Origin of the sequence: Sphingopyxis macrogoltabida (genome assembly GCF_001307295.1) — a bacterium.
Classification (GTDB): domain Bacteria; phylum Pseudomonadota; class Alphaproteobacteria; order Sphingomonadales; family Sphingomonadaceae; genus Sphingopyxis; species Sphingopyxis macrogoltabida_B.
This window is the reverse complement of record NZ_CP012700.1, coordinates 3,251,197-3,277,008: the sequence shown is the minus strand read 5'-3', so window position 1 is coordinate 3,277,008 and position 25,812 is coordinate 3,251,197. Positions and strand designations below refer to the sequence as shown.

Annotated in this window: 17 protein-coding genes; 11 read left to right on the top strand and 6 right to left on the bottom strand. The window is 64.4% G+C overall.

The features are described from left to right. Positions 1–45 precede the first annotated feature (45 nt). The 3 genes from AN936_RS15230 to AN936_RS15220 are packed head-to-tail and all read left to right on the top strand — an operon-like array spanning position 46 to position 3,992. Positions 46–1,224 (top strand): aromatic ring-hydroxylating oxygenase subunit alpha, encoded by a 1,179-nt coding sequence (locus tag AN936_RS15230; RefSeq protein ID WP_054588844.1) that lies wholly within the window; start codon positions 46–48, stop codon positions 1,222–1,224. Positions 1,225–1,261: 37 nt separating this feature from the next. Beyond that, entirely contained in the window at positions 1,262–2,761 is a 1,500-nt protein-coding gene (locus AN936_RS15225) for a class I adenylate-forming enzyme family protein (RefSeq protein ID WP_054588843.1), read from the top strand. Positions 2,762–2,771: 10 nt separating this feature from the next. Then, positions 2,772–3,992, top strand: a complete 1,221-nt coding sequence (locus AN936_RS15220) for a cytochrome P450 (RefSeq protein ID WP_054588842.1) — start codon at positions 2,772–2,774, stop codon at positions 3,990–3,992. A gap of 1 nt (position 3,993) precedes the next feature. Here the strand turns inward: AN936_RS15220 and AN936_RS15215 are convergent, their stop codons facing one another. Further along, positions 3,994–4,635, bottom strand: a complete 642-nt coding sequence (locus AN936_RS15215; protein ID WP_054588841.1) for a TetR/AcrR family transcriptional regulator — start codon at positions 4,633–4,635, stop codon at positions 3,994–3,996. A gap of 142 nt (positions 4,636–4,777) precedes the next feature. On the opposite strand from AN936_RS15215, the gene AN936_RS15210 reads away from it, so the two are divergent. Continuing rightward, positions 4,778–5,635 carry an alpha/beta fold hydrolase gene (locus tag AN936_RS15210; protein ID WP_054588840.1) on the top strand — a complete coding sequence of 286 codons (858 nt, stop codon included), beginning with the start codon at positions 4,778–4,780 and terminating at the stop codon, positions 5,633–5,635. A gap of 154 nt (positions 5,636–5,789) precedes the next feature. Next, positions 5,790–8,237 carry a TonB-dependent receptor gene (locus AN936_RS15205; protein WP_054588839.1) on the top strand — a complete coding sequence of 816 codons (2,448 nt, stop codon included), beginning with the start codon at positions 5,790–5,792 and terminating at the stop codon, positions 8,235–8,237. A gap of 194 nt (positions 8,238–8,431) precedes the next feature. Here AN936_RS15205 and AN936_RS15200 read toward each other — a convergent pair whose 3' ends face one another. The 3 genes from AN936_RS15200 to AN936_RS15190 are packed head-to-tail and all read right to left on the bottom strand — an operon-like array spanning position 8,432 to position 14,162. Next, positions 8,432–9,727, bottom strand: a complete 1,296-nt coding sequence (locus AN936_RS15200; protein WP_054588838.1) for an MFS transporter — start codon at positions 9,725–9,727, stop codon at positions 8,432–8,434. Further along, positions 9,724–11,832: a molybdopterin-containing oxidoreductase family protein gene (locus AN936_RS15195; RefSeq protein ID WP_054588837.1), complete on the bottom strand. Its 2,109-nt coding sequence runs from the start codon at positions 11,830–11,832 to the stop codon at positions 9,724–9,726. Before AN936_RS15195 ends, AN936_RS15200 begins: the two co-directional genes overlap by 4 nt. Before the next feature lie 17 nt (positions 11,833–11,849). Further along, entirely contained in the window at positions 11,850–14,162 is a 2,313-nt protein-coding gene (locus AN936_RS15190; RefSeq protein ID WP_054588836.1) for an arylsulfatase, read from the bottom strand. Between the two features lie 105 nt (positions 14,163–14,267). On the opposite strand from AN936_RS15190, the gene AN936_RS15185 reads away from it, so the two are divergent. Both AN936_RS15185 and AN936_RS15180 read left to right on the top strand, forming a co-directional pair. Further along, positions 14,268–15,416 (top strand): aromatic ring-hydroxylating oxygenase subunit alpha, encoded by a 1,149-nt coding sequence (locus AN936_RS15185; protein WP_054588835.1) that lies wholly within the window; start codon positions 14,268–14,270, stop codon positions 15,414–15,416. A gap of 80 nt (positions 15,417–15,496) precedes the next feature. Further along, the gene (locus tag AN936_RS15180) at positions 15,497–17,032 is read left to right on the top strand and encodes a class I adenylate-forming enzyme family protein (RefSeq protein ID WP_054588834.1); all 1,536 of its coding nucleotides are present in this window, start codon (positions 15,497–15,499) and stop codon (positions 17,030–17,032) included. Positions 17,033–17,232: 200 nt separating this feature from the next. On the opposite strand, the gene AN936_RS15175 is transcribed toward AN936_RS15180, so the two are convergent. Beyond that, complete coding sequence (locus tag AN936_RS15175) at positions 17,233–18,852, bottom strand: tannase/feruloyl esterase family alpha/beta hydrolase (RefSeq protein ID WP_054588833.1); 1,620 nt, start codon at positions 18,850–18,852, stop codon at positions 17,233–17,235. 180 nt (positions 18,853–19,032) lie between these two features. Here AN936_RS15175 and AN936_RS15170 point away from each other — a divergent pair, with 180 nt between their 5' ends. The 4 genes from AN936_RS15170 to AN936_RS15155 all read left to right on the top strand — a co-directional run bounded on the left by AN936_RS15170 (position 19,033) and on the right by AN936_RS15155 (position 24,365). After that, positions 19,033–19,659: a TetR/AcrR family transcriptional regulator gene (locus AN936_RS15170; protein ID WP_084758414.1), complete on the top strand. Its 627-nt coding sequence runs from the start codon at positions 19,033–19,035 to the stop codon at positions 19,657–19,659. 345 nt (positions 19,660–20,004) lie between these two features. Next, positions 20,005–22,392, top strand: a complete 2,388-nt coding sequence (locus tag AN936_RS15165) for a TonB-dependent receptor (protein WP_054588831.1) — start codon at positions 20,005–20,007, stop codon at positions 22,390–22,392. Between the two features lie 61 nt (positions 22,393–22,453). Further along, positions 22,454–23,194 (top strand): cysteine hydrolase, encoded by a 741-nt coding sequence (locus AN936_RS15160; RefSeq protein ID WP_158500101.1) that lies wholly within the window; start codon positions 22,454–22,456, stop codon positions 23,192–23,194. Beyond that, complete coding sequence (locus AN936_RS15155) at positions 23,184–24,365, top strand: CaiB/BaiF CoA transferase family protein (RefSeq protein WP_054588829.1); 1,182 nt, start codon at positions 23,184–23,186, stop codon at positions 24,363–24,365. Before AN936_RS15160 ends, AN936_RS15155 begins: the two co-directional genes overlap by 11 nt. 162 nt (positions 24,366–24,527) lie before the next feature. Here the strand turns inward: AN936_RS15155 and AN936_RS15150 are convergent, their stop codons facing one another. Further along, on the bottom strand, positions 24,528–25,733 hold the full coding sequence (locus AN936_RS15150) for an aromatic ring-hydroxylating oxygenase subunit alpha (RefSeq protein WP_054588828.1): 1,206 nt from the start codon (positions 25,731–25,733) through the stop codon (positions 24,528–24,530). Between the last annotated feature and the right edge of the window lie 79 nt (positions 25,734–25,812).

Sequence of the window (25,812 nt, the reverse complement as noted above, 5' to 3'; positions counted from 1 at the left end):
AAGGGTCGAATAGGCTGAGGCCAACGAAAAGGAGAGGATCGCGATATGAGTGACGTTGCAGACGTTGCACGCCCAGCCCGCAAGCTGACGACGCTCGCCGACCTGACGCCGAGCCAGATCGAGGCGATCCGCAAGATCCCCGCCGAAAAGGATGCGGTGGTCGTCCCCTTCGGGTCGACGCGCCCCCACGATATCTTCACGGGTCAGGCGCGTTACGACCGCGAGCAGGAGCGGATTTTCCGCCGCTATCCGGTTCCCGTCACCGTCTCGGCGCTGCTCGAACCCGGCAGCATCGTCGCCAACGACAGCTATGGCTTCCCGATGCTCGTGTCGCGCACCCGCGACGGCACGATCAAGGCATTTATCAACGCGTGCCAGCACAAGGGGGCGAAGATCATCGAGGATTGCGCGCTCCACAAGCAGGGCCGCATGACCTGTCCCTATCACGCCTGGACCTATGGCATCGACGGCAAGCTGATCGGCGTGTCGCGCAGCGAGGCCTTTCAGGGACTCGACAAGAGCCAGCGTGGGCTGATCGAGCTTGAGGCGCGCGAATGGGGCGGCATCGTCTATGTCCAGCTCAACCGCGACATCGCCGCCGACTGGTCGAACCTGTCGCAGCAGGTCGCCGACGATTTCGACGCGCTCGGGATCGGATCGGCGCATGTCTATGGTCGCAAGACATTCGACCTCAAGGCGAACTGGAAGGTCGTGCTCGAACCCTTCCTCGAGGGCTATCATGTCCAGCGGCTCCACGCCGCATCGATCGGCGACCGCTTCCAGGACGCGCCGAACATCGTCGACATGTTCGGCCCCAACATCCGGCAGGTGTCGGGGCGGATCGGCTATGTCCCCGAAATGCTCGACGAGGACCCGGCGGCGAACGTCCACAAGCTCGTCACCCATGCCTATACGGCCTTCCCCAACTGCGTCGTGGTGACCAGCCAGTATTATACCAGCGTCATGCTCCTGATGCCGCGCGGCCCCGATCGCACGACGGTCGAATATTTCATGCTGACACCTGAAGCCGCGGCGACGCCTAAGGCCGAGGAGGTGTTCGCGCGCTCCTACGAACTGATCCTCGGTGTGTTCGGGGGCGAGGATTTCCGCGCTGCCGAGATCAGCCAACAGGGGCTGAACGCGGGTGTGCCCGAAGAGACGATCTATTGCGGGCTCGAGACCAATATCATCCGCTATTATGAAGCGATCGAAGCGCTTCTTTGAACGATAAGCCGGCAAAGACCGGATGGAGAGGGACTGAATGGCGCAGACTTTGCCGGGCGCAATGGATTGGTGGGCGCGGATGCGGCCGGAGCAGCCTGCTGTGGTGCTCGGCGGCGACCGGCTGAGCTTTGCCGACTATAAGGATTGGTCCGACCGCGTTGCCGCCATGCTCGAGGCCGACGGGTTGCAGCCCGGCGATCGCGTCGCGATCTGCTCGACCAACAGTCTCGCTTATTGCGCGCTGATCATGGGGATCATCCGCACCGGCGGCATCGTCAACCCGGTCAACTTCCGCTTCACCCCGCGCGAAATCCGCGAGCTGTGCGAGACGACCGAGCCGCGCTTCGCTTTCGCCGCGCCCGAGTTTGCGGCGAATGTCGAGGCGGCAGGGCTAACCCCGCGTCCGATGGCAGAGGTCGAAGCCTTGCGTCATGCTGCACCCGCCTTGCCCGCGCACGATCCGCTTCCCGATGCGCCCGTGGTCATCATCGCGACGAGCGGATCGACCGCCAAGCCCAAGGGCGTCGTCTTCACCAACCGCTCGATGACCGCCTATGCCGCCTGCTGGGCGGTCGAGGAGACGTCCTCGTCGCCGGGGTCGCGCGTTATTACGCTCGCGCCGCTCAATACTTCGGCGGGCTTCGTCCAGCTCGTCCATTATACGGTGCAGGGCTGCACCGTTTATATGGAGCCGGCTTTCGTTCCCGACGCGATCCTGCAACTGATCCAGGACGAGAAGATCAGCTGTTTCGGCGGTGTACCGACCTTCTTCGAGGCGATCACGCGCTGTCCGGGTTTCGCCGACGCCGACCTGTCGTCGATCCGCCTCGCGACCGCGGGCGGCGCGCGGGTGAGCCGGAAATTGCTCGACACGTGGAAGGCAAAGGGGATCACGATCCGGCAGATTTACGGCCAGACCGAAGTCGGCGGCAACGCGACGATGATGCCCGAACATCTGGCGATCGAAGAGCCCGAGAAATGCGGTTGGGGCGGCGTCTTCATGGATCTGCGCGTCGTACGCCCCGACGGCAGCGATTGCGATCCGGGCGAACCCGGCGAGATATTGATGCGCTCGCCCGGGATGATGCAGGGCTATTGGCGCAACCCGGAGGAAACGGCGAAGGCGATCCGCGATGGCTGGCTCCATTCGGGTGACATCGGCACGCTCGACGAGCGCGGGCTTCTGACCTTCGTCGACCGGATGAAGGATCTGATCATCTCGGGCGGGCTCAACATCTCGGCGGCCGAGGTCGAGCGGGTGGTGTGCGAATTCCCCGGCGTGATCGAGGCGCTTGCCATTGCTGCGCCCGATCCCAAGTTCGGCGAGACGCCTTTCGTCGTCTACCACGCGGCCGCCGAGGTCGATGTCGCGGCGCTGATCGCGCACTGCAACACCAATCTCTCCAATTACAAGGTGCCGCGCTACGTCGCTTTTTCGGCCGAACCGCTGCCGCGGCTCGCGACCGGCAAATTGTCGAAGCCCGCGGTGCGCGAAGCCTATGCCGGCGCGCATGAAAGGATGGAGCGCGTCAGATGAGGAGCCAAGGATGACTGCTGCCCAGCTCGCCGCCGCGCCGGTGCCGCCGCATATCCCGGCGCATCTGGTGTTCGATTTCGACATCTATGCCGACCCGCGCATCGGCGAGGATGTGCAGGGAACCTATGCGGCCGCACTCGAGGACGCACCGGGCATTTTCTGGACGCGGCTCAACGGCGGACACTGGATCGTCAAGAGCTTCGACGCGATCAGCCAGATCGTACTCGATCCCGAGCATTTTTCGGTGCGCGAGATGCAGATTCCGCGCGTCCAGAACCCGCCCTTCATGATCCCGCTGAGCCTCGATCCGCCCAAAAACCTGCCCTATCGCCGTGCGATGATGCCGATGTTCGGACCCGCCGCGATCAAGGCGCTCGAACCGCGGATCCGCGAATGGGCTGCCGAATTTGTCGAGGCGGTCGCCGACAAGGGCGCCTGCGACTTCCAGGCCGATGTGTCGAAGGTGTTTCCGGTCAGCGTGTTCATGGAACTGATGGGCATGGACCTCGCGCGGTTGCAGGATTTCCGTCATCTCGCCGAGGATTTCTTCTCGGCGCAGAATGACGAGGCCGAGCTTGGGCGGCTGAGCGCGCTGATCCTCGGCGAGCTCAAGGGGCTGATCGCGGAGAAGCGTGCGGTTCCCGACGGCAAGCTGATGTCGCACTTCATCACCGTCGATGTCGACGGGCGCACGATGAGCGACGACGAGATATTGGCGATGAGCTTCGTGCTCTTCCTCGGCGGCATGGATACGGTGACCAATGTCACCGGTTTCGCCTTTCAGCAGCTCGCGCAGATGCCCGAGGTTCAGGCACGGCTCGCCGCCGACCCGTCGCTGATTCCGGCCTTCGCCGACGAGGCGGTGCGGCTCTATGGCGTCGTCAACACGCCGCGACTAGTGGTGCAGGACCAGCAGATCGGCGAGGCCCGGTTTCGCGACGGCGAGATGGTGCTCAATGTCCTCTGTCTCGGCAGCCGCGACCCGGCGAAGTTCGAGCAGCCGAACATCTTCGATCTCGACCGCAAGAAGACCGCGCATCTGACCTTTTCGTCGGGGCCGCATCTGTGCGTCGGCCATGTCCTCGGCCGCGCCGAACTGCGTATCCTGACCGAAGAATGGGTGAAACGCGTCCCCGCTTTTCGTGCGGTTCCCGGCGAGAAGCACGGCTTTCGCATCGGGACGGTGATGGCGCTCGAATCGCTGCCGGTCGAATGGGATATCGCGGACTGAGCTAGTCGGTCTCGCCGAGCGGCGCGCCGATCGTATCGGTGCCGAGCCGGCGACGCACCCCGACGAGAAACATCCGCAGCGCCTCGACGAACATCTCTTCGTCGCCGAAGGGATTGTCATCGACGGCCTTCGCAAAATTCGGATATTTGGCGGCGTCGACCGGCGGAATCACCGGGATACCGCGCACCTGCGCCGACGCCTCGAACAGCGCGGTGCCGAAAGTGTACTTCTCGATCGCGTCGATCACCGTCAGGTGGATTGAGGGGGGATAGGGTTCCTCGGATGCCGCCCGCTCATAGGCGGCGAGCAACAAATGGCGCGGGAAATAGCGGAGCATCAGCGGCGCGGCATTGGGGTGCTTGAGCAAGGCGCGGCGGGTGACGACGCAGCGCGCGATGATCTGTTCCTCGAAGGATTGGGACGGATCGTTCACGGTCGGGATGCGCACGAACATCATGCGCGCGACTTCCTGCAACAGCTCCGACTTGTCCTTGAAATGGTGATAGAGCGAGGGCGGACGCACGCCGAGCTTTTGCGCCACGAGATTGAGGCTCAACTCTTCGAGCCCGGCCTCGTCGATGACTTCCAGCGCGGCCTCGGCCGCATTGGCGCGCGATATCAGCGGTTTGGATGGTCGTGCCAAAGATTGTTTCCCCTTGCCCGGTTGCTCATGGCAGTGAGGCGCGGCTAGCGCCAGTGCTAAAGCCGTCGTCCGGTTGCACATGTTCAATCTATTGACGTTAGGTAAGCGCGGGGTCATTGTCGAGACTGAGGAGAGAAAAGCGATGGCAGATCGTCTGAAGCGCAGCGTTTTCGTATCGGCCGACGGCGTCAAGCTGGTCGGCGATCGGGGCGGTGACGCCGACGCGCCGTGCGTCGTGTTGTTGCACGGCGGCGGGCAGACGCGGCACAGCTGGAGTCGCGCGGTCGACAGTCTGATCGGGGCGGGGCTGCAGGTGATCAATTTCGACGCGCGCGGACATGGCGACAGCGATTGGTCGCCGAGCGGCGCTTATGCATTGAGCGACCGGGCGGCCGACCTTCGCGCGGTGGTCGCGGACCTTTGCGTGCCGTTCGTGCTCGTCGGCGCATCGCTCGGCGGCGCGACCGCGATCCAGGCGGTGCACGAGGGGCTGCGGCCGGCGGGGGTGGTACTTGTCGATATCGTGCCCGAGCCAGATCCGCGCGGGATCGAACGCATCGTCGGTTTCATGCACGGGAACAGCGGCGGCTTTGCGAGCATCGACGAGGCGGCGGCGGCGGTCGCGGCCTATAATCCGCAGCGCGCTCGCCCGGCCGATGCCGGCGGCTTGATGAAGAATCTGCGTCCGCGCGACGACGGGCGCCTCTATTGGCACTGGGATCCGCGCATCCTCGATACCGCGCCGACGACGCATCATATTGTCGTCGAACGCGCGACCGAGACGTTGGGCGCGTTGGTCAACATCCCGGTCCTGCTGGTTCGGGGCCTGTCGAGCGACGTGGTGAGCGATGCCGGGATCGCCGCCTTCCGGCGACAGGTGCCGCGTCTCGAAATCCTTGATGTGCAGGGCGCAGGGCACATGGTTGCGGGCGATCGCAACGATGCCTTTAATGACGGCGTGATTGCCTTTGCGAAGCGGCTGCTCGTGCCTGCTGACTGATACCTCAATAGAGGTAAGATACTGATTTAAAACGATATACGCCGCCATTTTCAAAAACCTTATGGCGTTAAATTTGCGATTGACTTTAAATCTAATGACTGTAGGTTAATTCCCAAGGCCGCAGATGATGGCCTCATCTTGGGAGGAGACGGTCATGGATCGCACATTTTCGCGTCCTGCAATTCGCTACGCTTGCCTGGCATCGGTTATCGCGCTCGCGGCGGTCGCCGCACCGGCTTCTGCCCAAGACGATCCGGCTGCTCAGGCGCCGGCTGACGAGGCGACGACCGGCAGCATGGCCGACAGCGAAATCATCGTCACCGCCCGCCGCCGCGATGAGCGTCTGATCGACGCGCCGGTGGCGATCACCGCGCTCGGCGGCGCGGCGCTCGACAATTATGCGGTTACCGAATTCAACGATATCGCGCAGCTTGTGCCGACGATGGTGGCAGGCAAGGCGGCGTCGGGTTCGTCGGCAAGCATCTTCCTGCGCGGCGTCGGATCGACCGCGCTCAGCGCCGGGTTCGACCAATCGGTGTCCTTCGTCGTCGACGGCATGCCGATGAGCCGCGGCCGCGAGATCGGGCTCAGCCAGTATGACGTCCAGCGCGTCGAGGTGCTCAAGGGTCCGCAGGCGCTGTTCTTCGGCAAGAATGCGACGGCCGGCCTGATCTCGGTCACCACCAACAACCCGCGCGACGTATTCGAGGCGGGGCTCAAGCTCGGCTACGGCTTCGAGGCGAAAGAGAAATATGGCGAGGGCTATATCTCGGGCCCGCTCGCCGAAGGGCTGCGCGCACGGCTGGCCTTCCGCATTTCGGACAGCGAGGGCGCCTTCACCAACACCGCGGGCGAAACCTATATCGATCCGTTCGGGCTCGAACGCCATCGCAACAGCAAGAATCGCGGCTATGGGCGGACCTACAGCAGCCGTGCGACGATCGAATGGGACGCGACCGACAATCTGACCTTCCAGGTCAAGACCGGATATACCGACCAGAAGGACGGCGGCCCGACCGACATCATCGAACGCATCTGCGGCGGCGGCCGCACCGTGCCCTTCGCCGCGAACGGCATCCCGCCGAGCCCCAACGCCGATTGCGTCATCAACGGCCGGTCGGACAGCTCGACGATCCCGGTCGAGGTGGCAGAACTCGATTACCGCTACGCCGGCGACGGGCGCATGTATTCGCGGCTGAAATCGGGCTTCGGTATCCTGACGGCGACGCTGACCAGCGACGTGTTCGACGTGACCTCGATCACCTCCTATTACCGCTTCAAGCAGACCGACCTCAACAATGTGTCGGGCGAGGCCTATCCGGCCACCTTCTCGCAGCTCGCCGATTATCGCCAGACATCGGAGGAACTGCGCTTCCAGTCGAAATGGGACGGGCCGGTCAATGTGCTGTTCGGGCTGTTCGCGTCGAGCAACAAGTTCATCTTCAACACCGACGCCTATATCTTCCCGCTGCCGGCGGTCGCGGCAGGCACGACCTATGTGACCTTCAAGCGCGACAATGGTTTCAAGGGCAGTTCGATGTCGGCGTTCGGCGAAGTGACGGCGAATCTGTCCGATGCGATCGAGCTGGCGGCGGGTGCGCGCTACAGCTATGAATCGCGCGACAGCTTCCAGCAGTCGCTTGCCGCCAATCCGGCGTTTGGCGCCGCCTTCCCGGGTGGGCTGCGGCTCGACGATCGTTATCGGGAGTCCGACGTGTCGCCGCAGGTGACGCTGCGCTACAAGCCGTCGCGCGACCTGACCTTTTATGCCGCCTATAAGGAAGGCTTCAAATCAGGCGGGTTCAATATCTCGCAGACGCTGACCCCCGCCGCAACGGTCGCGGCCGGCGAGTTCGGCGCGGAGCGCGCCCGCGGCGGCGAAGTCGGCGCGCGCGCAATTCTGATGGGCGGCGCGCTGTCGCTCAACGCCACCGCTTATTATTACGACTATCTCGACCTGCAGGTGCAGAATTTCGATCCGGTGACGATCGGGCAGGTGGTGGCGAACGCCGGCACGCTGCGCGTCAAGGGCATCGAGGGCGATTTTAACTGGCGTTCGGGCGGCTTCTCGCTGCGCGGCGCGGCGGCGTACAACAATGCGACCTACAAGGATTATGTCGGCCAATGCTATGGCGGCCAGACGATCGCACAGGGCTGCAACCTGCTCGCACCGGCGCCCGGGGCTGCTTTCACCAGTCAGGATTATGACGGACTGACCCCGCCCAAGGCGCCGCGCTTCGCCGGCCGTCTCGGCGCAAGCTATGAGGTCGAGCTGTCGGGTTCGGGACTGCGGCTCGAGGCGAGCGGCGACATGAGCTATTCGTCCAAATATAATTTCTCGGACACGCTGCGCCCCGACGCAATCCAGCCGAGTTTCACCAAGTTCGATGCGTCGTTGCGGCTGAAAGGCCCCGAGGATCGTTGGACCCTCGCACTCATCGGCCGTAACCTCAGCAACAAATATGTCGTGACCGGCGGTTCGGAAATCCCGTTCACCGGGGGGACCGGCACGGGCACCGCAGGACCGGGCGTGCTCAGCGACCTGTCGGCCTTCGTCGATAATCCGCGCGAATTTTACATCGAAGCATCCGTGAAATTCTGATGTCCGGAACGACATGGAGCCCGGCACCGCGTAAGCGGCCGGGCTCATGCTGTTGCTATTGTTGGCCACGACGGTTCCGGCAGCGGCCAAGCCGTCCGATGTCGGCGACGGCGGCGTGCCGTCCTTCTATCGCTGGTCCGGCGCTTTGCCGAACGAAGGCGGCCGCTCGCGGCGACCTGCAAGCCGTAGCCGGGTCAGTACCCCTCATCGGCGACGCGGCGGTGCGCCATCGTGGCGAGCAGGATCAGGCCGACGGTGAGCGGCAGCATGATCAGGGCCAGCACCGACAGGCTCTGGCGCAGCGCGTCGTCGTCGGTGAACACCGCATCGGACAGCCACGCCGACAGTGCCGGGCCACAGGTCAGACCGACGAGATTGCCGACGAGCACATAGAGCGAGGTGATCTTGGCGCGCATGCGCGGCGGGGCGATGTGCTGGATGATCAGCACCGCAAGCCCGCCCGCCGCGCCATAGCCGAAGGTTGCGATGGCGATGAGCGCAATCGCGCCGTCGATATCGCTTGCGAGCAGGAAAGCCGCAACCGCGGCGTGACCGATGCCCAGGCCGATAGCGAGCGCGAGCACTGCCAACTCGGCGCGGCCGCGCTTCAGCACCCAGGCGCTGATGGCTGGCCAGAAAATCGCGGCGACGGCCGCTGCGATCACGCCCACCAGTCCGAAGATCGCACCGGCCTCGGCGACGCTCTGCCTATAGCTGCGCGTCAGCATCGTCGCGGTCCAGGCGATGAAGCTGTAGCTCGCGAGCGCCGACACGCCGAAGCTCAGATAGAAGGGGAGATAGAAGCGCCAGTGGCGGCGGAGATAGGCGAAGGCGACTGCGATACTGGTCTGGTCGGCCTGTCCCGGCTCCTCGATGCGCTGAGGTTCGGCGACGCTGATCAGCCAGAGCGGGCCGAGGAGCAGTCCCGGCACGCCGACGATAACGAGCGTCAGCCGCCACGGGCTGAGCCCGAGGTCGGGCGACAGGACCGTCGCCAGCTCGAAAGCCCAGGCACCGATCAGGAAGGCGCCCGATGCCATGAGGGTTGATACCGCCATGAACAGCCCGATCGGCAGTGCTCGCTTTTCGGGCGGGAACAAGTCGGCGACGATCGAGACCGTCGCGGGCACCAGCACTGCTTCGCCAATCGCGACTCCCGCCCGTGTTCCCAGCAATATCTCGAAATTGGGCGCGAAGCCCGAGGCGACCGTCGACAGGCTCCAGACGATGACGCCGATTCCGACGATGCGCACGCGCGTGCCGCGGTCGATCAGATAGGCGACGGGGACGCCCGACAGCGCGTAGAGCAATCCGAACCCGAGCCCAATGAGCAGGCCGATCGCGGTTGCATCGATGCCCATATCCCTGATGATGGGATCGGCGAGCAGCGCGATGATATAACGGTCGAGATAGGAGAGCGCCGCGATCATGCAGAGCAGCGCCGCGACATACCAGGCGCGGCGGAGCGACGGCCATGCGGTCTCCGTCATGCCGCGCAAATCTCGACCGCAAAGCCTTCGAGCCAGCTCATGCCCGACACCTGCTCGGCCTGATCGGGGGTAGCCGGGGTAATCTCGTTGAGGTTGCGCCCCGGTTGGGCATTGGCCCCCTGCCAGCCGCCGCGATGACCCCAGCCGTGCGGATAGGCGACGCAGCCCGGGCGGACCTCGTCGGTTACCTCGGCCACGACCTCGATCGTGCCCCACTGCGTCGAAATCTTCACCGCCATCCCGTCGTCGATGCCGCGCGCGGCGGCGTCCGCCGGGTTGATCAGCAGCGCGGGCGAGTCCGAGCGGACGAGCTTGTCGACATTATGCATCCAGCTGTTGATCGAGCGCAATTTGCGCAGGTTGATCAGGCGGAGCATATTGGGGTCGGGATCGGGTTCGGCGCGGAGCCGCGCGACCTCGTCGCCCGCGATATCGTCCCACAAGTGGATCTTGCCGTCGGGGTGGCCGATGCGCTTTTCGAAGTCGAAGGCCCAGCGGCCGCGTTCGATCATCACACCGTGCGGGTTGGCTTTCAGCTTGGCAAGCGACAGTCCGTCCTGGCCCTCGATTCCCGCTTGCAGCGCGCCGTCGGCCATCTCGAACGGCGTCATGTTGCCGAAGGCGCCGTCGCGGTCCATCCGCGCGGCGAGGTCGCGCAAAATTTCATATTCGCCGCGCGCCTGCCCGGTCGGCGGGACCACCGCGGGGACATATTGCGCGAAGGGGCGGACCATGTGGTTCATGAAGAACTGGTTGATATCCTCACGTTCGAGCGCGGTGGTAGCGGGAAGGATGTAGTGTGCGTGGCGCGAGGTTTCGGTCATGTAGAGATCGACCGACACCATCAGGTCGAGCCCTGCGAAACCTTTGGGCAGGCGCGGGCCGCCGGGCATCGACAGCACCGGATTGGCGCCGACGGTGAGCAGCGTCCTGATCTGCCCCTCGCCGGGCGTCGTCATTTCTTCGAGGAAGGTCAGGCTCGACTGGGTGCCCCAGACCGAGGCCTGGCCGCTGACGCGCGAACTGTGACGTTTGTGGCGCGCGTGCCCCGGCCCGGTCGATTGCGCCTCGGTCGCGGTGCCGCCGTGCCCCCAACCGACGCCGCCCGGCTTGTGGAACTTGCCGCCGAGGACGTTGAGCAGGTGCAGGAAATAGTTGGTCAGCGTCGAGTAGCTGGCGCGGCAGATGCCGATGCGGCCCATCGCGGCGGCACGCGGCGCGGCGACGAAATCGCGCGCGAGGGTCCGGATTTCGTCGGCCTCGATGCCGCAGCGCGGCGCCGCCAGTTCGGGGGTGATCCAGTCGATTGCCGCCGCCAGCTCGGCAAAACCGGTGCAATGGCGTTCGACAAAGTCCATGTCGGCCAGCCCTTCGACAAGCACGGTCCGCACCATGGCGCCGAGCAGCCAGACGTCGCCGGCGGGGATAATCGAGACATGTTCGAACTTGCGCGCCGTCTCGCTGCGCCGCGGATCGACGACGATGACGCGGCCGCGCTCGGCGATCTCGACCAGATCCTCCTTGAAGCGCGGTGCGATGAGCAAGGAGCCATGGCTGACCAGCGGGTTCGACCCGAAGATCAGCAGGTGATCGCATTGTGCGAGGTCGGGGAAGACGAAGCCGTGGGTGCCGAAGATCAACTCGGTCGCGAGCACGACCGATGTGATATCCTCCGAGGACGGCGTGAACAGCTTGGTGCAGTCCATGGCGCGGCTGAAGAGGTAATTGCCCATTGAGCTGGGCCAGCCCATGCTCGGCGGGTTGCCGGTGTTCATCGCAAAGCTCTGGCTGCCATGCGCGTCGATCGAGGCCGACAGGCGCGCGGCGATATCGTTCAGCGCTTCGTCCCAGCCGACCGGCGCAAACTCGCCGGGGCCGCCGACGCGCTTCAGCGGCGTGGTGACGCGGTCGGGATCATAGGTAACCTCGGCGAGCGCCGGGCCCTTGACGCAGATGTGGCCGCGCGAATGGGGATTGTCGCGGTCGGGGCGGACCTTGACGATCTTGCCGTCCGCGACCGTCGCGATCATGCCGCACAGCGCCTCGCAGACACGGCAGTACGTGATGTGGTCGCCATCGGCGCCGGGGATGGTGGTGAAGGCCATGCGACTTCCTCCTTCTGTCACTGCGCCCTTGGCGGGGTGATCCGGATATTGACGGTACGGATGCGGCCATCGAGCACGCCCGCGGTCTTGCCATCGGCAAGCGGGCCCGATCCGCTGTCCTGTCCGAGGTCGAAGGTTTCGCTCGGCGAGAAGGACAGGCGGGGCAGGGCGCCTTTGATCGTGCCGCTCGCGACTTCGGCGCCGTCGGCGAGGATGTGGACAAGCGCCTCGCTTTCGCCGCGTCGTTCGAAGCGGAGCAGCACATTGGCGGCACCGCGGCGAAGCACGCGGTCGGCGGCGACCTCGCTCAGCTTCATGTCGAGGCTGCGATAGGTGAAGACCGGACGGCCCTTGCGCATATGGAGTGCGAAGCCGCCGTGACGGCCACCGATCGCGGCGATGGTGCCATTGGCGTCGGCATCGAGATCGAGCGCTGCCTCGATCGTGAAGCTCGTCGACGGGACAGGCGGGGCGAGCGCTTCGGGGATGCGCGCAGTGGCGCCGGTGTAGGTCCACAGATAGCCGCGGCGCGCCATATCCGCCGCCATGATCTTGCGGACATAGCCCCATGCGTCGCTGGTGTTGGTCAGCGGATAGACGTTGTTCGCCTTTGCCTCGCGATCGAACAATGCCTTCATTTCGGCAAGCTTGCGCGGGTTTGCGGCGGCGACGTTGCGCTGTTCGCCGGGATCGGCCGCGACGTTATAGAGTTCCCACTTGTCGTCGCTAAATGTCGGCCGGTTCATGAAATCCCACACGTCGAGCCGGTGCGGCACGACGGCTTTCCAGCCGTTCGCATAGATCGACCGGTTGCCGTACATCTCGTAATATTGCGTCGCATGGCGCGTCGGCGCGGCGGGGGCGGCGAAGCTGTATTTCATGCTGACGCCGTCGAACGCCATCTGCCGCTGGCCGTTGACCATCGCCGCGGGGGCGATGCCGGCGGCGTCGAGGATCGTCGGAGTGATGTCGGTGACATGCTGATACTGACCGCGCAGCTCGCCGCGCGCCGCGATGCCGCCGGGCCACGACAGGATCAGCGGGACGCGGGTGCCGCCCTCATAGGCCGTCTGCTTGTAATAGCGGAACGGCGTGTTGCCCGCGACCGCCCAGCCATTGGCGTAGTGCGGATAGGTCGAGGGGCCGCCCCAATCGTCATAGTGGCGCAGATTTTCAGCGAGCGTCGCGAAATAGGCGTTGGCGAAATAATGTTCGCTGAAGGTGCCCTGCGGTGCGCCCTCGGCACTGGCGCCATTATCGGCGGTGATCACGACGACCGTGTTGTCGAGTTCGCCCCGCGCTTCGATCGCATCGAGGATGCGGCCGAACTGTTCGTCGGCGTGGCTGAGTTGCGCCGCGAAGGCCTCCATCTGACGCGCGAACATGCGCTGCTCGTCGCGGCTGAGCTCGGCCCAATGTTTTACCCCGGCGGGCAGCGGCGGGAGCGCCATGTCGGACGGGACGAGGCCGAGTTTCTTCTGGCGATCGAGCACCTGTTGCGCCGCGACGTCCCAGCCCGCGTCGAAGCGGCCCTTATAATGGTCGAGCCAGCGCTGCGGCGCGTGGTGCGGGGCATGAACCGCGCCGGTCGCCCAATACATCATGAATGGCCGCTTCGGATCGGTGGCGTCGCGCGCACCGATCCAGCCGATCGCCTTGTTGGCCATGTCGGCGCTGAGATGATAGTCGGGGCGCGGCGACAGCGTGACCGGATCATGGTCCGACCAAAGCTTCGGGTCGAAGTTGTCGGCGTCGAAGGCGAGGAAGCCATAATAGCGGTCGAACCCTTGGCCGCTCGGCCAATAGGTGAAGGGCCCCGCAGCCGAGGCATCGGTTTGCGGCAGATGGTCCCATTTGCCGATCGCATAGGTGAGATAGCCCGACTGGCGCAGATTCTCGGCGACGGTGCCCGCGCTCCGCGGGACGAGCGCGTCCTGCCCGGGAAAGCCGACCGCGATCGCCGAATGGCCGCCGATATGGACGCGGTGCGAATTGCGCCCGGTGAGCAGCGCGGCGCGGCTGGCGGAGCAGATGGGGGTCGTATGGTAATTGGTGTAGCGCAGGCCCCGCTGCGCGACGCGGTCGATGTTGGGGGTTTCGACGAGGCCGCCATAGCTGCCGAGCTGGCCGAAGCCCATGTCGTCGATCACCCAGACGAGGACATTGGGGGAGCCTGCGGGGGCAACGGTCCGAGCGATTTTGCCGGGCGCCGAATCGGCGAAGGTCTTGCCGATCTTCGGCTGGTCGCCGGGCGCCGCCGATGCCGGCATGGCCGCCGCCGCTGCGATCGCGCAGGCGCTCGCCATGTTGAAAAAGCGGTAGTTCCTCATTCCCGTACACCTCGTGTCTGTCGATCGCCGGATGCTTGACGCCGCACTATAGATGAATTACAATCTTCGTAAAGTGTAAACATGCAGGATGGCGAGGGACAGGACATGAAAATCGAGCTGGATACGATCTATCGCCGCATCGTCGACCATCTGGAAAACGGCACGACCGACATGGCCGCCGATTCGATCGAGGTCCCCGCCGCGCATTTCACCGATACCGATCATCTGGCGCGTGAGCTGGAGGTGTTCCGCCGCCAGCCGCTCGCCGCCGCAACGAGCATGGAGGTGCCCGAGCCGGGCAGCTTCGTGACGCGCGACATATTGGGCGTGCCGCTGCTGATCGTGCGCCAGAAGGACGGCAGCGTCGGGGTGTTTCGCAACATGTGCCGCCACCGCGGCGGCAAGGTCGAGCAAAGCGAGAAGGGGAAGAAGCCCTTTTTCGTCTGCGCCTATCATGGCTGGAGTTTTAAGGGCGACGGGAGCCTGCGCGGTATTCCGTTCGAGGATCAATATGGCACGCTCGACAAGGGGTGCCGCAACCTCTTCTCGGTCGAGGCCGAGGAACGCCATGGCCTGATCTGGATCAAGCTGCCACAGGCGCCGCAGGACTTGTCGCTTGCCGACTATCTGGGCGAGGCCGACGAGCGGCTCGCAGCCTATGACATCGACCTGCTCACCGTGTTCATGGACCAGAAGATCGACCTCGATATCAACTGGAAGCTGGTGATGGACGGTGCGATCGACGTGCTGCACCCGCAATTTCTGCACGCCGAAGGGGTCGGCAAGCTGATCCAGACCGGCGCCGCGGTGTGGCTCGACCTCGGGCGGCACGGCCAATCCTATTCGGCGCGCAAGCGGTTGGCGCGCAAGCTCAAGGCGGGCGAGCCGATCGACAAGGGATTCCGCTATCTGACCGGCAACCTGATGATCTTCCCGAACATGAGCGTGATCCCAACACCCGACCATATCGAGCATTGGACGGTGTGGCCGCACCTGACCGACCCCGGCAAATGCCATGTCCATATTCGCTTCCTGACCGATCCGGCCAAGCTGACCGACGAGGTCGCGGCGCGGATCAACCGGAGCTGGGACATATTGCGGCAGGCGGCGACGGAGGAGGATTTCCCGATGGAGGAGATGATCCAGGCCAATGCCGCGGCGCTGCCGACGACCGATTTCCTCTATGGCGCGAACGAGGTGCCGACGCAGCATTTGCACCTGCAGATGGCGCGCGAGTTCGAGGCGTTGACCTGACGAGCGCGCCGCGCCGATGATCGAATGAAACGACCGGACGAAGAGCCGGGCTCCGCGACAAACCCCTCGGGAGAGACTGCATGAATATCGCCGAACTCGTTCGCTATTGGGCGCGCTGGAGGCCGGGGCACACCGCGGTGATCACCGACGACGTCCGCACGAGTTGGGCCGAGTTCGACGCGCGCAGCGATGCGATCGCGCGCGGGTTGCGCGCTGCCGGCGTGGTCAAGGGCGACCGCGTCGGCATGCACCTCGACAACCGGATTGAGGCGCCGCTGCTCACCGTCGCCTGCCTGAAGCTCGGCGCGATGATCGTGCCGCTTAATTTCAAGCTGACGGCGAGCGAAATCCTGCCGCTGCTTGAGGATGCCGACTGCAAGCTCGTCGTCACCCAGGCGAAGCATCTGGACCGGCTCGAACTGGCCGCGGCGAAGCTGCCGTTTGCGATCTATAGCCTCGACGGCAACGATGTGCCGAGCTTCTCTTCGCTGCTGATCGACAGCGGTCCGGCGCCGGTCGAGGCGATCGGGCTGAACGATGCGGGTTTTCTCTGCTACACCTCGGGCACGACGGGGCGGCAGAAGGGCGCGCTGCTGACGCATGGCGGCGCCATGTATCCGGGGCTCGCCAAGAATATCGCCGAGGGGCTGACCTGGCGCGATTCGATCATGGTCGCAGTGCCTTTCGTCTTCACCGGTGCGATCGTCTCCTGCTTCATCCAGTTCGCGGTCAATGCCGGCGGCACGATGGTGCTCGAATCCGATTTCGACATCGACCGTTACCTCGACGTGATCCAGCGTCACCGCGTCAGTGCGGCGACGACGGTGCCGGTGGTATGGGAACGGCTGATGCGCTCGCCGGGGTTCGACAAGGCCGATCTGTCGAGCATGATTTCGGCCGCCGCGGGCGGCGCGCCGGTCAGCGTCGACCTGATCGAGGCCTATCGCGCCAAGGGCATTTCGCTGATCCAGTCCTACGGCCTGACGGAAGCTTCGGGGCTGGCCGCGACGATGCATGGCGAGGATGCAATCGCGCATATCGGCTGGGCCGGGCGCCCGATTGTCGGCAGCGAGATGAAGATCGGCGATGCCGACGGCAACGCGCTCGCCAATGGCGAGGTCGGCGAGATCATGGTGCGCGGGCCGCATGTCATGCGCGAATATTGGCGCAATCCGGAAGCCACCGCGGCGACCTTCGCGGGCGACTGGCTGCGTACCGGCGACACCGGCATGATGAACGACGAAGGTTTCGTGAAGGTCGTCGACCGGTCGAAGGACATGATCATTTCGGGCGGCATCAACGTCTATCCGGCCGAGATCGAAAAGATCCTGTCGGCCAACCCGCATGTCCCTGAACTGGCGGTGATCGGGGTTCCGGACAGCGACTGGGGCGAAGTGCCGATGATCGTCGCGAGCGGCGTGAAGGACGAGGGCGCGGCGCTGTCGGTCTTCGAATGCGACGGGTCGGCGCAGCTCGCGCCGTTCAAGCGTCCGCGCCGCGTGGTGTTCATCGACGAACCGCTGCCGCGTACGCTGTCGGGCAAGATTTCCAAACCGACGCTGCGCGGGCTGTTCCCGGCGGTGCCCGAGGGGGCGAGGGCGCTGTTCGGGAAATAAGCGGCGGGTTTCGGCCGAAAGCTGCCGTCTCTTTCATCGTCATCCTGAACTTGTTTCAGGATCCATTGTCTGTCGTTTACTTCGGCGCTGCGCCAAATTCGAGTTCGGGCCATAGATGCTGAAACGAGTTCAGCATGACGAGATTTGAAGGGCAGCTCCCCACCCCCAAAGCGGACATTCGCCACGCCCCGGTAAGGTCTCTACGGCGTCATCGTGCCCGTACAACTCCAGTTGCGCGCATCATTGATGTCGCTGCCCGCCGCACCCGTAAACTGCGCCACCTTCGGAAAGGCGCAGATGCGGTACGTACGCGCGGGCGGGGCCTCGACCACCGCCGGTTTTTCCTTGCTCATCCCCGACACATACATGGCGGTGTTCGAGGTCGAGTTGAGCTCGAGTTCGCGCGGGGCGTTGGTCATCAGGATTTCGGTCGGGCGGTGGCCGCCCTCGACCCACCGCTGCATCGTCTCGAGCAGCGCGCGCGAGCTGTCGGTCGGGGTGCCTTCGCCGCCGCGGCAATGATACATGCCGGGGACGAAGAAGCTCTGGAAAAAGTCTTCGCTCGCGGCGCCGTATTGCTGGCGGACGCCGGCGCTGTAATTGGCGGTATAGGCGGGCGGGACCGCTTCGTCGGATGCCCCGGTCCACATGATCAGCTTGCCGCCGGTCCGGGTCATGCCGGCGAGTTTTCCGGGGGCATAGCCATAGCCGCCGACCTTGTCCCAGATCGCCGCTTCGGCGTTGCGCTGGCGCGGATCGGCGAAATTCATTTGGGTCAGCGCGTCATAGCCGGTGCCGCGCAGCGCCTTCATGCTGAGCACGGTCGATCCGAACAAGGGCGAGCGTGTCGCGTCGGTCCACGGCGGCGCGGCGGTTCCCAATCCGATCGGGCCGAGCAGCGCGGGGTTCGCGAGCCAGTAGCCGGGCGCCGATACCGCCGATCCCTTGATCGCGGGCAGCCCGCCCGCGAGCCGTTCGAGCGTGGAATATTGCGCGTCGCTGAGGAATGGGAAGAGGGTGCGCGACAGCTCGATGCGCGTCGGGTCCCAGATCAGGCCGTCGCGCGCGCCGTCGCTTTCGTCGAACCGGTCCATGAACACCTGTCCGACGCGGGCCATATCCGCCGGGGAAATCCACCGCTTCGGATCGCGCGCGACATGCTGCGCGATATAGGCCCAGAAGGTCTGGATATAGGCGCTGGTGGGCGCGCCGCCGGCAATGAAACCGTCGGCGTCGCCCGGATAGCGCTCGGCCTCCATCAGCGTGCTGACGCCGCCGCCCGAGCAACCCATGATATAACGCGGCATGCGCGGCCGGTCGTAATAGCCGCGCGCGATCGCCTGCGTCGCCAGCGCCGCGACATGCGCGCCGCGATGGGCATAATCCTCCGACTTTCCGGGGTCGGCGCGGAACGACATGTCGAGCGCGCCGGTCGAATGCGACCCCTTGTCGGTCGATGCGACGGCGTAGCCCGCGGTGATATGCTCGCGCGACGGGTTGACAATGTATCCGGCCGACCCGCCGGGAATGACCATCAGGTAGCGGCCGTTCCAGCTCTGCGGCAGCGCGATCATGAAGCCGACGCTGTTCGGCCCGGGCTTGTCGGTGCGCACGATGCCGTCGACGCGGCAATAGGGCGCGGGATCGGAGAGCCATTGCGCCGACCGGATTTCGACATCCTTGCCGGCCCAGGTCATCACGTCGGCCGAGCAGGCCGCCGCGGCCGTGCCGGGGATTGCGACGGGGGCTCCATCCTGCGCCGCAGTTGCCGATGTTGCCGCTATCATGCCAGCCGCCATCAACATCGCCCGATACAGCATGTCTTTTTCCTCCACCCAATGTGATTTTGACGGATCGAGAATCCGTTGAGGCATCAAATAACAAAAAATGGAAAATGTAAATAACGATGCTATGCTCGGAACCGGACGCGGAGTCGGCTGTCGGGTTCGCGGGCGGCTGCGCTGGTCAAAAGCGCGGCGGAAAGCTAGGCAGGGGGAAGGATGGGAGAGGCATTGGACGATCCGGCACAACAGGCCATGCCCGATATCGGCAAGACCGGCGCGAGGATCGTCGACGGCGCGCGGCGCTGCTTCGAACGTTACGGTATCGAGAAGACGACGATCGAGGATATTGCGCGCGCCGCCGGCGTCTCGCGCCCGACGGTCTATAAATTCTTCGGCGGCAAGATGGATATCGTCGATTACATCGGTTTCGCCGAGCTCGACAAGATTCAGGAGCTTGTCCGCGCGCGCATCCAGCGCCACCGGAATTTCGCCGACACGACCACCGAGGCGATCGTTGCGTCGGTGCAGGTGGCGAGCGGCAATCCCTATATCCGGCGCTTCGTCGAGGATCTGGAAGTGTCGGCGCAGAGCCAGCTCCCCACCAGCCCCTATCAGGAACAGGCGCGGCATCGCTGGGAGTCGGTGATGAAACGCGCGCAGGCGAGCGGCGAACTTGCGGCCGATCTGGATCCCGCCGACGTCGTCAACTGGCTGTCGCGCAACCAAGTCATGCTGCTGCGCGTGCTCGACCAGTTTCGTGGGGACGAGGACAAGCTACGCCACATCGTCCGCCGCTTCGTTGTCGAGCCCCTGCTTGCCAATCGGGCGATCACGTCAAGCTGACTCTTTTGGACGGCACGGGCCCGATTCGCCGTGCGCCCGACATCTGCCATATCCTGGGCCGCGATCGAAATTTCGAGGGTAACGGCCGATCCGGCCCAAGAATATCAAGCTTTTCTGCGCATTAAACTACATATCATAGATTGTGCGCTGCAGCGTCGTTTCTGCGTTTGGCGACACAGTTGACATTTTATCGAATCTGTTGTCTGTAAGTTTTGGGAGTGATGCACGGCAACAGGACCGGCCGACACGATCTGCCCTGATCGCGTCGAGCAGCGCGCCTCCCACGATTTTGGACTGCGCGGGCTCGCCTCCACGAATGGCGGGCACCGCAAATGGGAGGATGCAATGCGCTTTTCTTACAAGCTCGCCACCTGCTCGCTGGCAATTGCGGTTTCGACCGTCTCGACGGCGGCGATGGCACAGACCGCCGACGCCGCCGACGACAGCTCGGGCGCCAATGAAATCGTCGTGACCGCGCAGAAGCGCGACGAGCGCCTTCAGGACGTGCCGATCGCCGTCACTGCCTTCACGCCCGACCAACTCCAGCAAAGCGGCATCTCCGACGTTCTGGAACTGGCCGCGGTTACCCCGTCGCTGTTGATCACCGAAGGATCGAGCGCGGCGCAACCCTATATTCGCGGCGTCGGCGGCCGGAACATCACGCCCGGCAACGAAGCCACGACCGCGGTTTATGTCGATGGTGTCTATCAGACCGACAAGACCGGTATCCTGTTGCAGGGTTTCCCCGATGTGCAGTCGGTGCAGGTGCTGCGCGGTCCGCAAGGCACGCTGTTCGGCCGTAACGCGACCTCGGGCGCGATCCTCGTCACCACCCTGAAGCCCGACACCGAATTCGGCGGCATGCTCGAAGGCACCTATGGCACCGACGAGGAGGGCGCGCGCGGCTTCCTGACCGGCGGCCTGTCGGACACGCTGGCGGTCAGCGTCAGTGGCTTCTACCGCAACGAGCGTCCCTATATCCGCAACCGGACCCAGGCCCTGAACGGCGCCGGAAAATATGTCGGCGGCGACCAGAGCTTCGGCTTTCGCGGGTCGCTCCTGTGGGAAGCGACCCCCGATTTCACGGCGACGCTATCGGGCTATTATTCCAAGGGCGAAACGAACGCCGTGGTGGCTTTGCAGCCGATCCTTGGAGAAACCACCACGACCGGTCAGGTCGCATCGGGTATCGACATCTCGCGGCCCGAACGTTCCTATTACGGCGAAATCGATCCCGAGGTTCGCTTTCAGGGCTATGGTGCATCGCTGACCCTCGACGCCGATGTCGGCGCGGTTAACATCAAGTCGATTTCGGCCTACAGCCACAGCACTTCGGGCGTCGAATATGATCTCGACGGCTCGCCCGCGTCGGTCTTCTGGTTCGATACCGCGCTCAAGGGGCGGAGCTACCAGCAGGAAATCGACATCACTTCGCAGAACGACGGCCCGTTCCAGTGGATCCTTGGCGGTTTCTATCTCAACTACCGCGATGGCTATGCGGGGCTCGATCAATATGTCGGCCTGCCGGTTCCGGCGACGCTGCGGCCGCACACCATCCCGCAGGCGCTGCTCGATCGCTCGGCTGCGGGCGCTGGTCCGACCTCGGGCCTCGCTTACATCGATCAAAGCGCCTTTGTGACGGTCAAGTCGCTGGGGGTGTTCGGTGAAGCATCTTATGAGTTCAGCGACGCCGCCAAGCTGACGCTGGGGCTGCGCTACACCGACGAGAAGCATGTGCTCGACAAGGATAATGCCGGCACGACCTATGTGCCCGACGGCACCGGCGGGGTCATTGCGATCGCGAGCAGTTCCGCCGCGATCTGCGCCGCAAACCCGGCGTGCAAGGGCCTCAGCGCGCCCTTCTCCGAGCTGACCTATCGTGCGGTTTTCGACTATAAGTTCAGCGACGATGTCATGGGTTATCTGAGCTACAACCGCGGCTTCAAGAGCGGCGTCTATAATATTTCGTCGATCCCGAACGTCATCCCGACGCAGCCGGAGACGATCGATGCGTTCGAAGCGGGTCTCAAGACCAGCCTGTTCGATCGCAAGGTGACCTTCAACGCCGCCGCCTATTATTATAAATACGACAATCTGCAGGTTCCGGTGGTCGATCCGGTAACCAACACGCAGCAGTCGATCAATGCGGCGAAGGCGACGATTTCCGGTCTTGAAATCGAAGCGGCCTACCGCCCGAATGATCGCTTCTCGCTTTCGGCCGGCTTCGCGACCTTCTTCAAATCGGAATATGACAGCTTCAACAACTGCGCCATCTACCGCCGCCGGGCATCGGGGCTTGCGGTCCCCCCCAATGCGGATTGTTCGGGCTTCGACCTGCCGGCAACGCCTGACGTCACCTTCAGCCTCCAGGCCAATTACGACATTCCGCTGGCCAATGGCGGGAAGTTCGAACTCAGCGGCCTGTTCAGCTATGTCGATGAATTCGATCACGCAACCTACGGCGCCTATCCGGCGGGCGGCACGGGTGCCGGCGCCTATCCGGCCGGCATCGGACGCGCGCCGGTCCAGAAGGCGACGGAAACGCTGAACCTGTCCGCGACCTTCCATGCGCCCGACGACGCCTTCTATGTGTCGGTGTGGGGCAAGGATCTGTTCAACCAGAACGACGTCTTCCGCAACGTGTCGACGACATCCTTCGGCTATTATTCGGTGCTGTCGCGTGGGATCACGGGCGGCGTCACGATCGGGACGAAGTTCGGATCGCAGCGCTAAAAAAGGGGCACGGCCGCCGGCGGGGGCACTGTCGGCGGCCGCGTTTTTCGAGGAGAACGACGTGGCTACTTCCCCGGGGGCCGCGGGCGGGATGCTGCCGCCCGATCTTTCGGCGCATTGGTATAATGCCGACGATTTCGCGCCGGGCGAGCCGTGGAGGGCGTTCGATCCCCGCCGGACCGCGCTGGTCCTCGTTGACCTCATTAACTGGCAGGTCGATCCCGGCGGCCGTTCGATCGCCGCGATCCGCGCAGCCGGACACCCCGAGCGCGCCGACCATCTGCTCGATCGCTTCGCGGGCACCATCGCACCCAATCTCAAGCTGCTGTTGTCTGCAGCGCGCCGCGCGGGCGTCCGCGTCGTTCACGCGCGGCTCGCCAGCCGGCATCCGGACTATGCCGACATTGTTCCGGCGCTGCGCCCCTATGTGAAGGCGGCCGAGGCCCGTGACGGATCGCTCGCCGCGGCGCCGATCGCCGAGGTCGGCGACGAACCCGGCGACCTGTCGATCGTCAAGCGAGGGTCGGGCGCCTTCGGCGGAACCGAGCTCGACTTCCTGCTCCGCCGCGAAGGCATCGACACGATCCTCTATGCCGGGGTGGTGACGACGGCGTGCGTGCTGCTCAGCGTTGCCGCGGGGTTCGACCTTGGATACCGGCAATATCTGGTCGCCGATTGCACCGGCACCCTGTCGGCGCGCGATCAGGAGGATGCTGAACGGCTGATCGGCAATTATCTCGCCGAAATCGTGACCGCCGCCGATGCCGTGGCGGCGATGGAGAAACACAGCGATGCCCTATGATTTCCTGACCGATCTGCTTGTGATCGAGGTTTCGCATTTCGGCCCCGATGCGCTTGGCGGCCGGCTTGCCGACATGGGCGCCCGGGTGATCAAGGTCGAGGACCCCGACGGCGGCGATCCGGTGCGCCGCGCCGGGCCGTGGTCGGTGGGTGAGGAACATGGCTTCTCCTATCTCCACCTCCGCTGGAATCGCGGCAAGGAAAGCGTGATCATCGACCTTGCGACCGACCAGGGCCGGGCCGACTTCTTGACGCTGACGGAAAAAGCCGACGTCGTGATCGAAGGAATGCGCGCGGGCGTGATGGCGCGGCTCGGCCTCGGGTACGAGGTGCTGAAGGCTGCCAATCCCGCGATTGTCTTTTGCTCGCTGTCGGGGCTCGGTGAGACGGGTCCTTACGCTAAGCTTGCTTCGCACGGCCCGTCGTTCGACGCCTATGGCGGGCTCGGCACGCCGGTGGGCGAGAGCATCTCGCGCTACGACGGGCCGCAGGCGCCGTCAATCGGCATGTATGCTTATGGGTTGGAGGCAGCCTTTGCGGTCGTCGCGGCGGTGCATCGCGCGCGCCGGACGGGCGAGGGCGCAGCGATCGAGGTCGCCGCCGCCGATTGCTCGGCGCACTGGATGCCCGAGGCGCTCGACCCGCTGCTCAATCCCGACACGACCTTTGCGCGGCCGGGCTTCCTCGACGCGAGCGGCAAGATGCGCTTCTGGGCGCGGATGGAGAATTATCGCTGCGCCGACGGCAAGCTCATTTTCCTGATGACCTTTACCGCCAAGAGTTGGCACGCGCTGCTGAAGCTGATCGGCCGCCCCGATCTCGATGGCATCTACACGCGCGCGGCGCAGACCGGGACCGAGGATGCCGAGGTTAATGCCGCGCTGATCCCGATCTTCGCCTCGCGCCCGCGCGCCGAATGGCTCGCCGATTTCGAGCGCGACAATGTCGCCGCAATGCCGGTGAACAGTTTCGCCGACGTCATCGCCGACCCGCATTTCCGCGCACGCGACAACGTCTATCAGGCGACGCTATCCGATGGGCGGAAACTGACGCTGACGTCGACCGCGATCCACGTCGCGGGGCAGCATTTCGGCATGCCGCTTGCTCCCGAAGCCGGCGAGGATAGCGCCGCGATCCGCGCCGAATTCGGACTCGGCGGGGACAGGGAGTAGGGCGGCTTTTGGTCGGAAGCGGACTTTTCTTTGTCGTCACCCCGGGCTTGACCCGGGGCCTGCCTTTTCTTTGATGCGGCGACGAAAGAAGAAAGGCGGGTCCCGGGTCAAGCCCGGGATGACGACTTAACAAGCGACAGTTCTCTACCCCACAGCGGCCGTTCAGCCGCGCGCGGCGCGCGCCTGTATCGGAACGACGCTGGGCCCCGCCATCACCCGGTCATAGCTGCGGTGAAACTGCTGGTTGATGACCTCGTTGTGCGCGAGCAGCATCGTGCCGGTGTTCGGCATGTTCGCCGAGCGCTGGATGCTGTCGCCGATCGGCACGTCCTCGTTGAGGATCGCGGCCTCGGCGATGTCCCAATTCTTGGCGAGGATCGTCTGGCCTTTCTCGTCGTAATCGCCCGGCGCCTTCGGGGTCAGGAAGCGCAGGTGGACGCGCGAGCGGCCGGGATCGTGGACGTCCTGATACATGGTCCAGAATTCGGCGTGATGCGGGTGCAACTGGATGCTGACATTGGGGAAAACCATATTGCCATAGACCACATAAGGATCGAGGTCGTGCTCGCCCGGCTCGCTATCGAGGATTTCGTCAATCTTGCGCCGCGGCGTCGTCGTCACCGCATGATCGCCGGTGCCTTCGACGCGCGCCATCATGTTCATGTAGAAATAGGGCCGGATCGTCGGGCCGTGGACCCATTGGACATGATAGCCGTCGGTCAGTCCGTCGACCATGATCTTCCAGTTCTGGTCGAACTCGAAAAACGCCTCGCGATAGAAATATTGCCGGTCGAGGCCGTAATTGGCGAGCACGCCGTCCATCACCGGGCCGAGATGCGCAGCGACGTCGATCGAGCCTTCGGGATTTTCGACGATCCAGACAAAGCCGTGGCGTTCCTCGCACGGCAGCGCGATCAGGTTGCGCTCGCGACACGGCAGGGTGAGGCCGAGCGTCTGCTTGAAGGTGAGGCCGATCAGTTCGCCCTCATTGGTATAGGTCCAGCCATGATAGGGGCAGGAAAAGCGCCCCTGCTTGCCCTCGGCCTCTGCTACCAAAGTCGCGCCGCGGTGGCGGCACATGTTGAGGAAGGCGCGGACCTGCCCGTCCTTGCCGCGCGTGACGAGCGCTTCGCTGCGGTTGAGTTTGACGGTGACATAGCTGCCCGATTCGGGAAGCTGGCTGCTGTGCAGCGCCATCATCGGATAATGTTCGAAGATCTTCTCGCGCTCGGCGACCGCGATATTGGGGTCCGAATAGACCGAGAGCGGATATTCGTAGGTTTCCTCGATCATGTCGGTGCTGTTGTCGCGGATATGGCGGAACAGTTTCTCCGCGACCTGCCGGTTATGTTCGGGGCTCAAATACATTCGTCTCTCCGTGGGGGCGCCCGCGACGGGAGCGATCGCCTTTACACATATGTAGCATTGTAAATGGAAAAAACCTATA

What these genes read in the sequence shown, in the direction of transcription:
- AN936_RS15230 (WP_054588844.1), top strand. Translation starts at nt 46, where the DNA reads ATGAGTGACGTTGCAGACGTTGCACGCCCAGCCCGCAAGCTGACGACG.
- AN936_RS15200 (WP_054588838.1), bottom strand. Translation starts at nt 9,727, where the DNA reads ATGACGGAGACCGCATGGCCGTCGCTCCGCCGCGCCTGGTATGTCGCG.
- AN936_RS15225 (WP_054588843.1), top strand. Translation starts at nt 1,262, where the DNA reads ATGGCGCAGACTTTGCCGGGCGCAATGGATTGGTGGGCGCGGATGCGG.
- AN936_RS15170 (WP_084758414.1), top strand. Translation starts at nt 19,033, where the DNA reads ATGGGAGAGGCATTGGACGATCCGGCACAACAGGCCATGCCCGATATC.
- AN936_RS15210 (WP_054588840.1), top strand. Translation starts at nt 4,778, where the DNA reads ATGGCAGATCGTCTGAAGCGCAGCGTTTTCGTATCGGCCGACGGCGTC.
- AN936_RS15180 (WP_054588834.1), top strand. Translation starts at nt 15,497, where the DNA reads ATGAATATCGCCGAACTCGTTCGCTATTGGGCGCGCTGGAGGCCGGGG.
- AN936_RS15185 (WP_054588835.1), top strand. Translation starts at nt 14,268, where the DNA reads ATGAAAATCGAGCTGGATACGATCTATCGCCGCATCGTCGACCATCTG.
- AN936_RS15155 (WP_054588829.1), top strand. Translation starts at nt 23,184, where the DNA reads ATGCCCTATGATTTCCTGACCGATCTGCTTGTGATCGAGGTTTCGCAT.
- AN936_RS15175 (WP_054588833.1), bottom strand. Translation starts at nt 18,852, where the DNA reads ATGCTGTATCGGGCGATGTTGATGGCGGCTGGCATGATAGCGGCAACA.
- AN936_RS15220 (WP_054588842.1), top strand. Translation starts at nt 2,772, where the DNA reads ATGACTGCTGCCCAGCTCGCCGCCGCGCCGGTGCCGCCGCATATCCCG.
- AN936_RS15150 (WP_054588828.1), bottom strand. Translation starts at nt 25,733, where the DNA reads ATGTATTTGAGCCCCGAACATAACCGGCAGGTCGCGGAGAAACTGTTC.
- AN936_RS15195 (WP_054588837.1), bottom strand. Translation starts at nt 11,832, where the DNA reads ATGGCCTTCACCACCATCCCCGGCGCCGATGGCGACCACATCACGTAC.
- AN936_RS15165 (WP_054588831.1), top strand. Translation starts at nt 20,005, where the DNA reads ATGCGCTTTTCTTACAAGCTCGCCACCTGCTCGCTGGCAATTGCGGTT.
- AN936_RS15190 (WP_054588836.1), bottom strand. Translation starts at nt 14,162, where the DNA reads ATGAGGAACTACCGCTTTTTCAACATGGCGAGCGCCTGCGCGATCGCA.
- AN936_RS15205 (WP_054588839.1), top strand. Translation starts at nt 5,790, where the DNA reads ATGGATCGCACATTTTCGCGTCCTGCAATTCGCTACGCTTGCCTGGCA.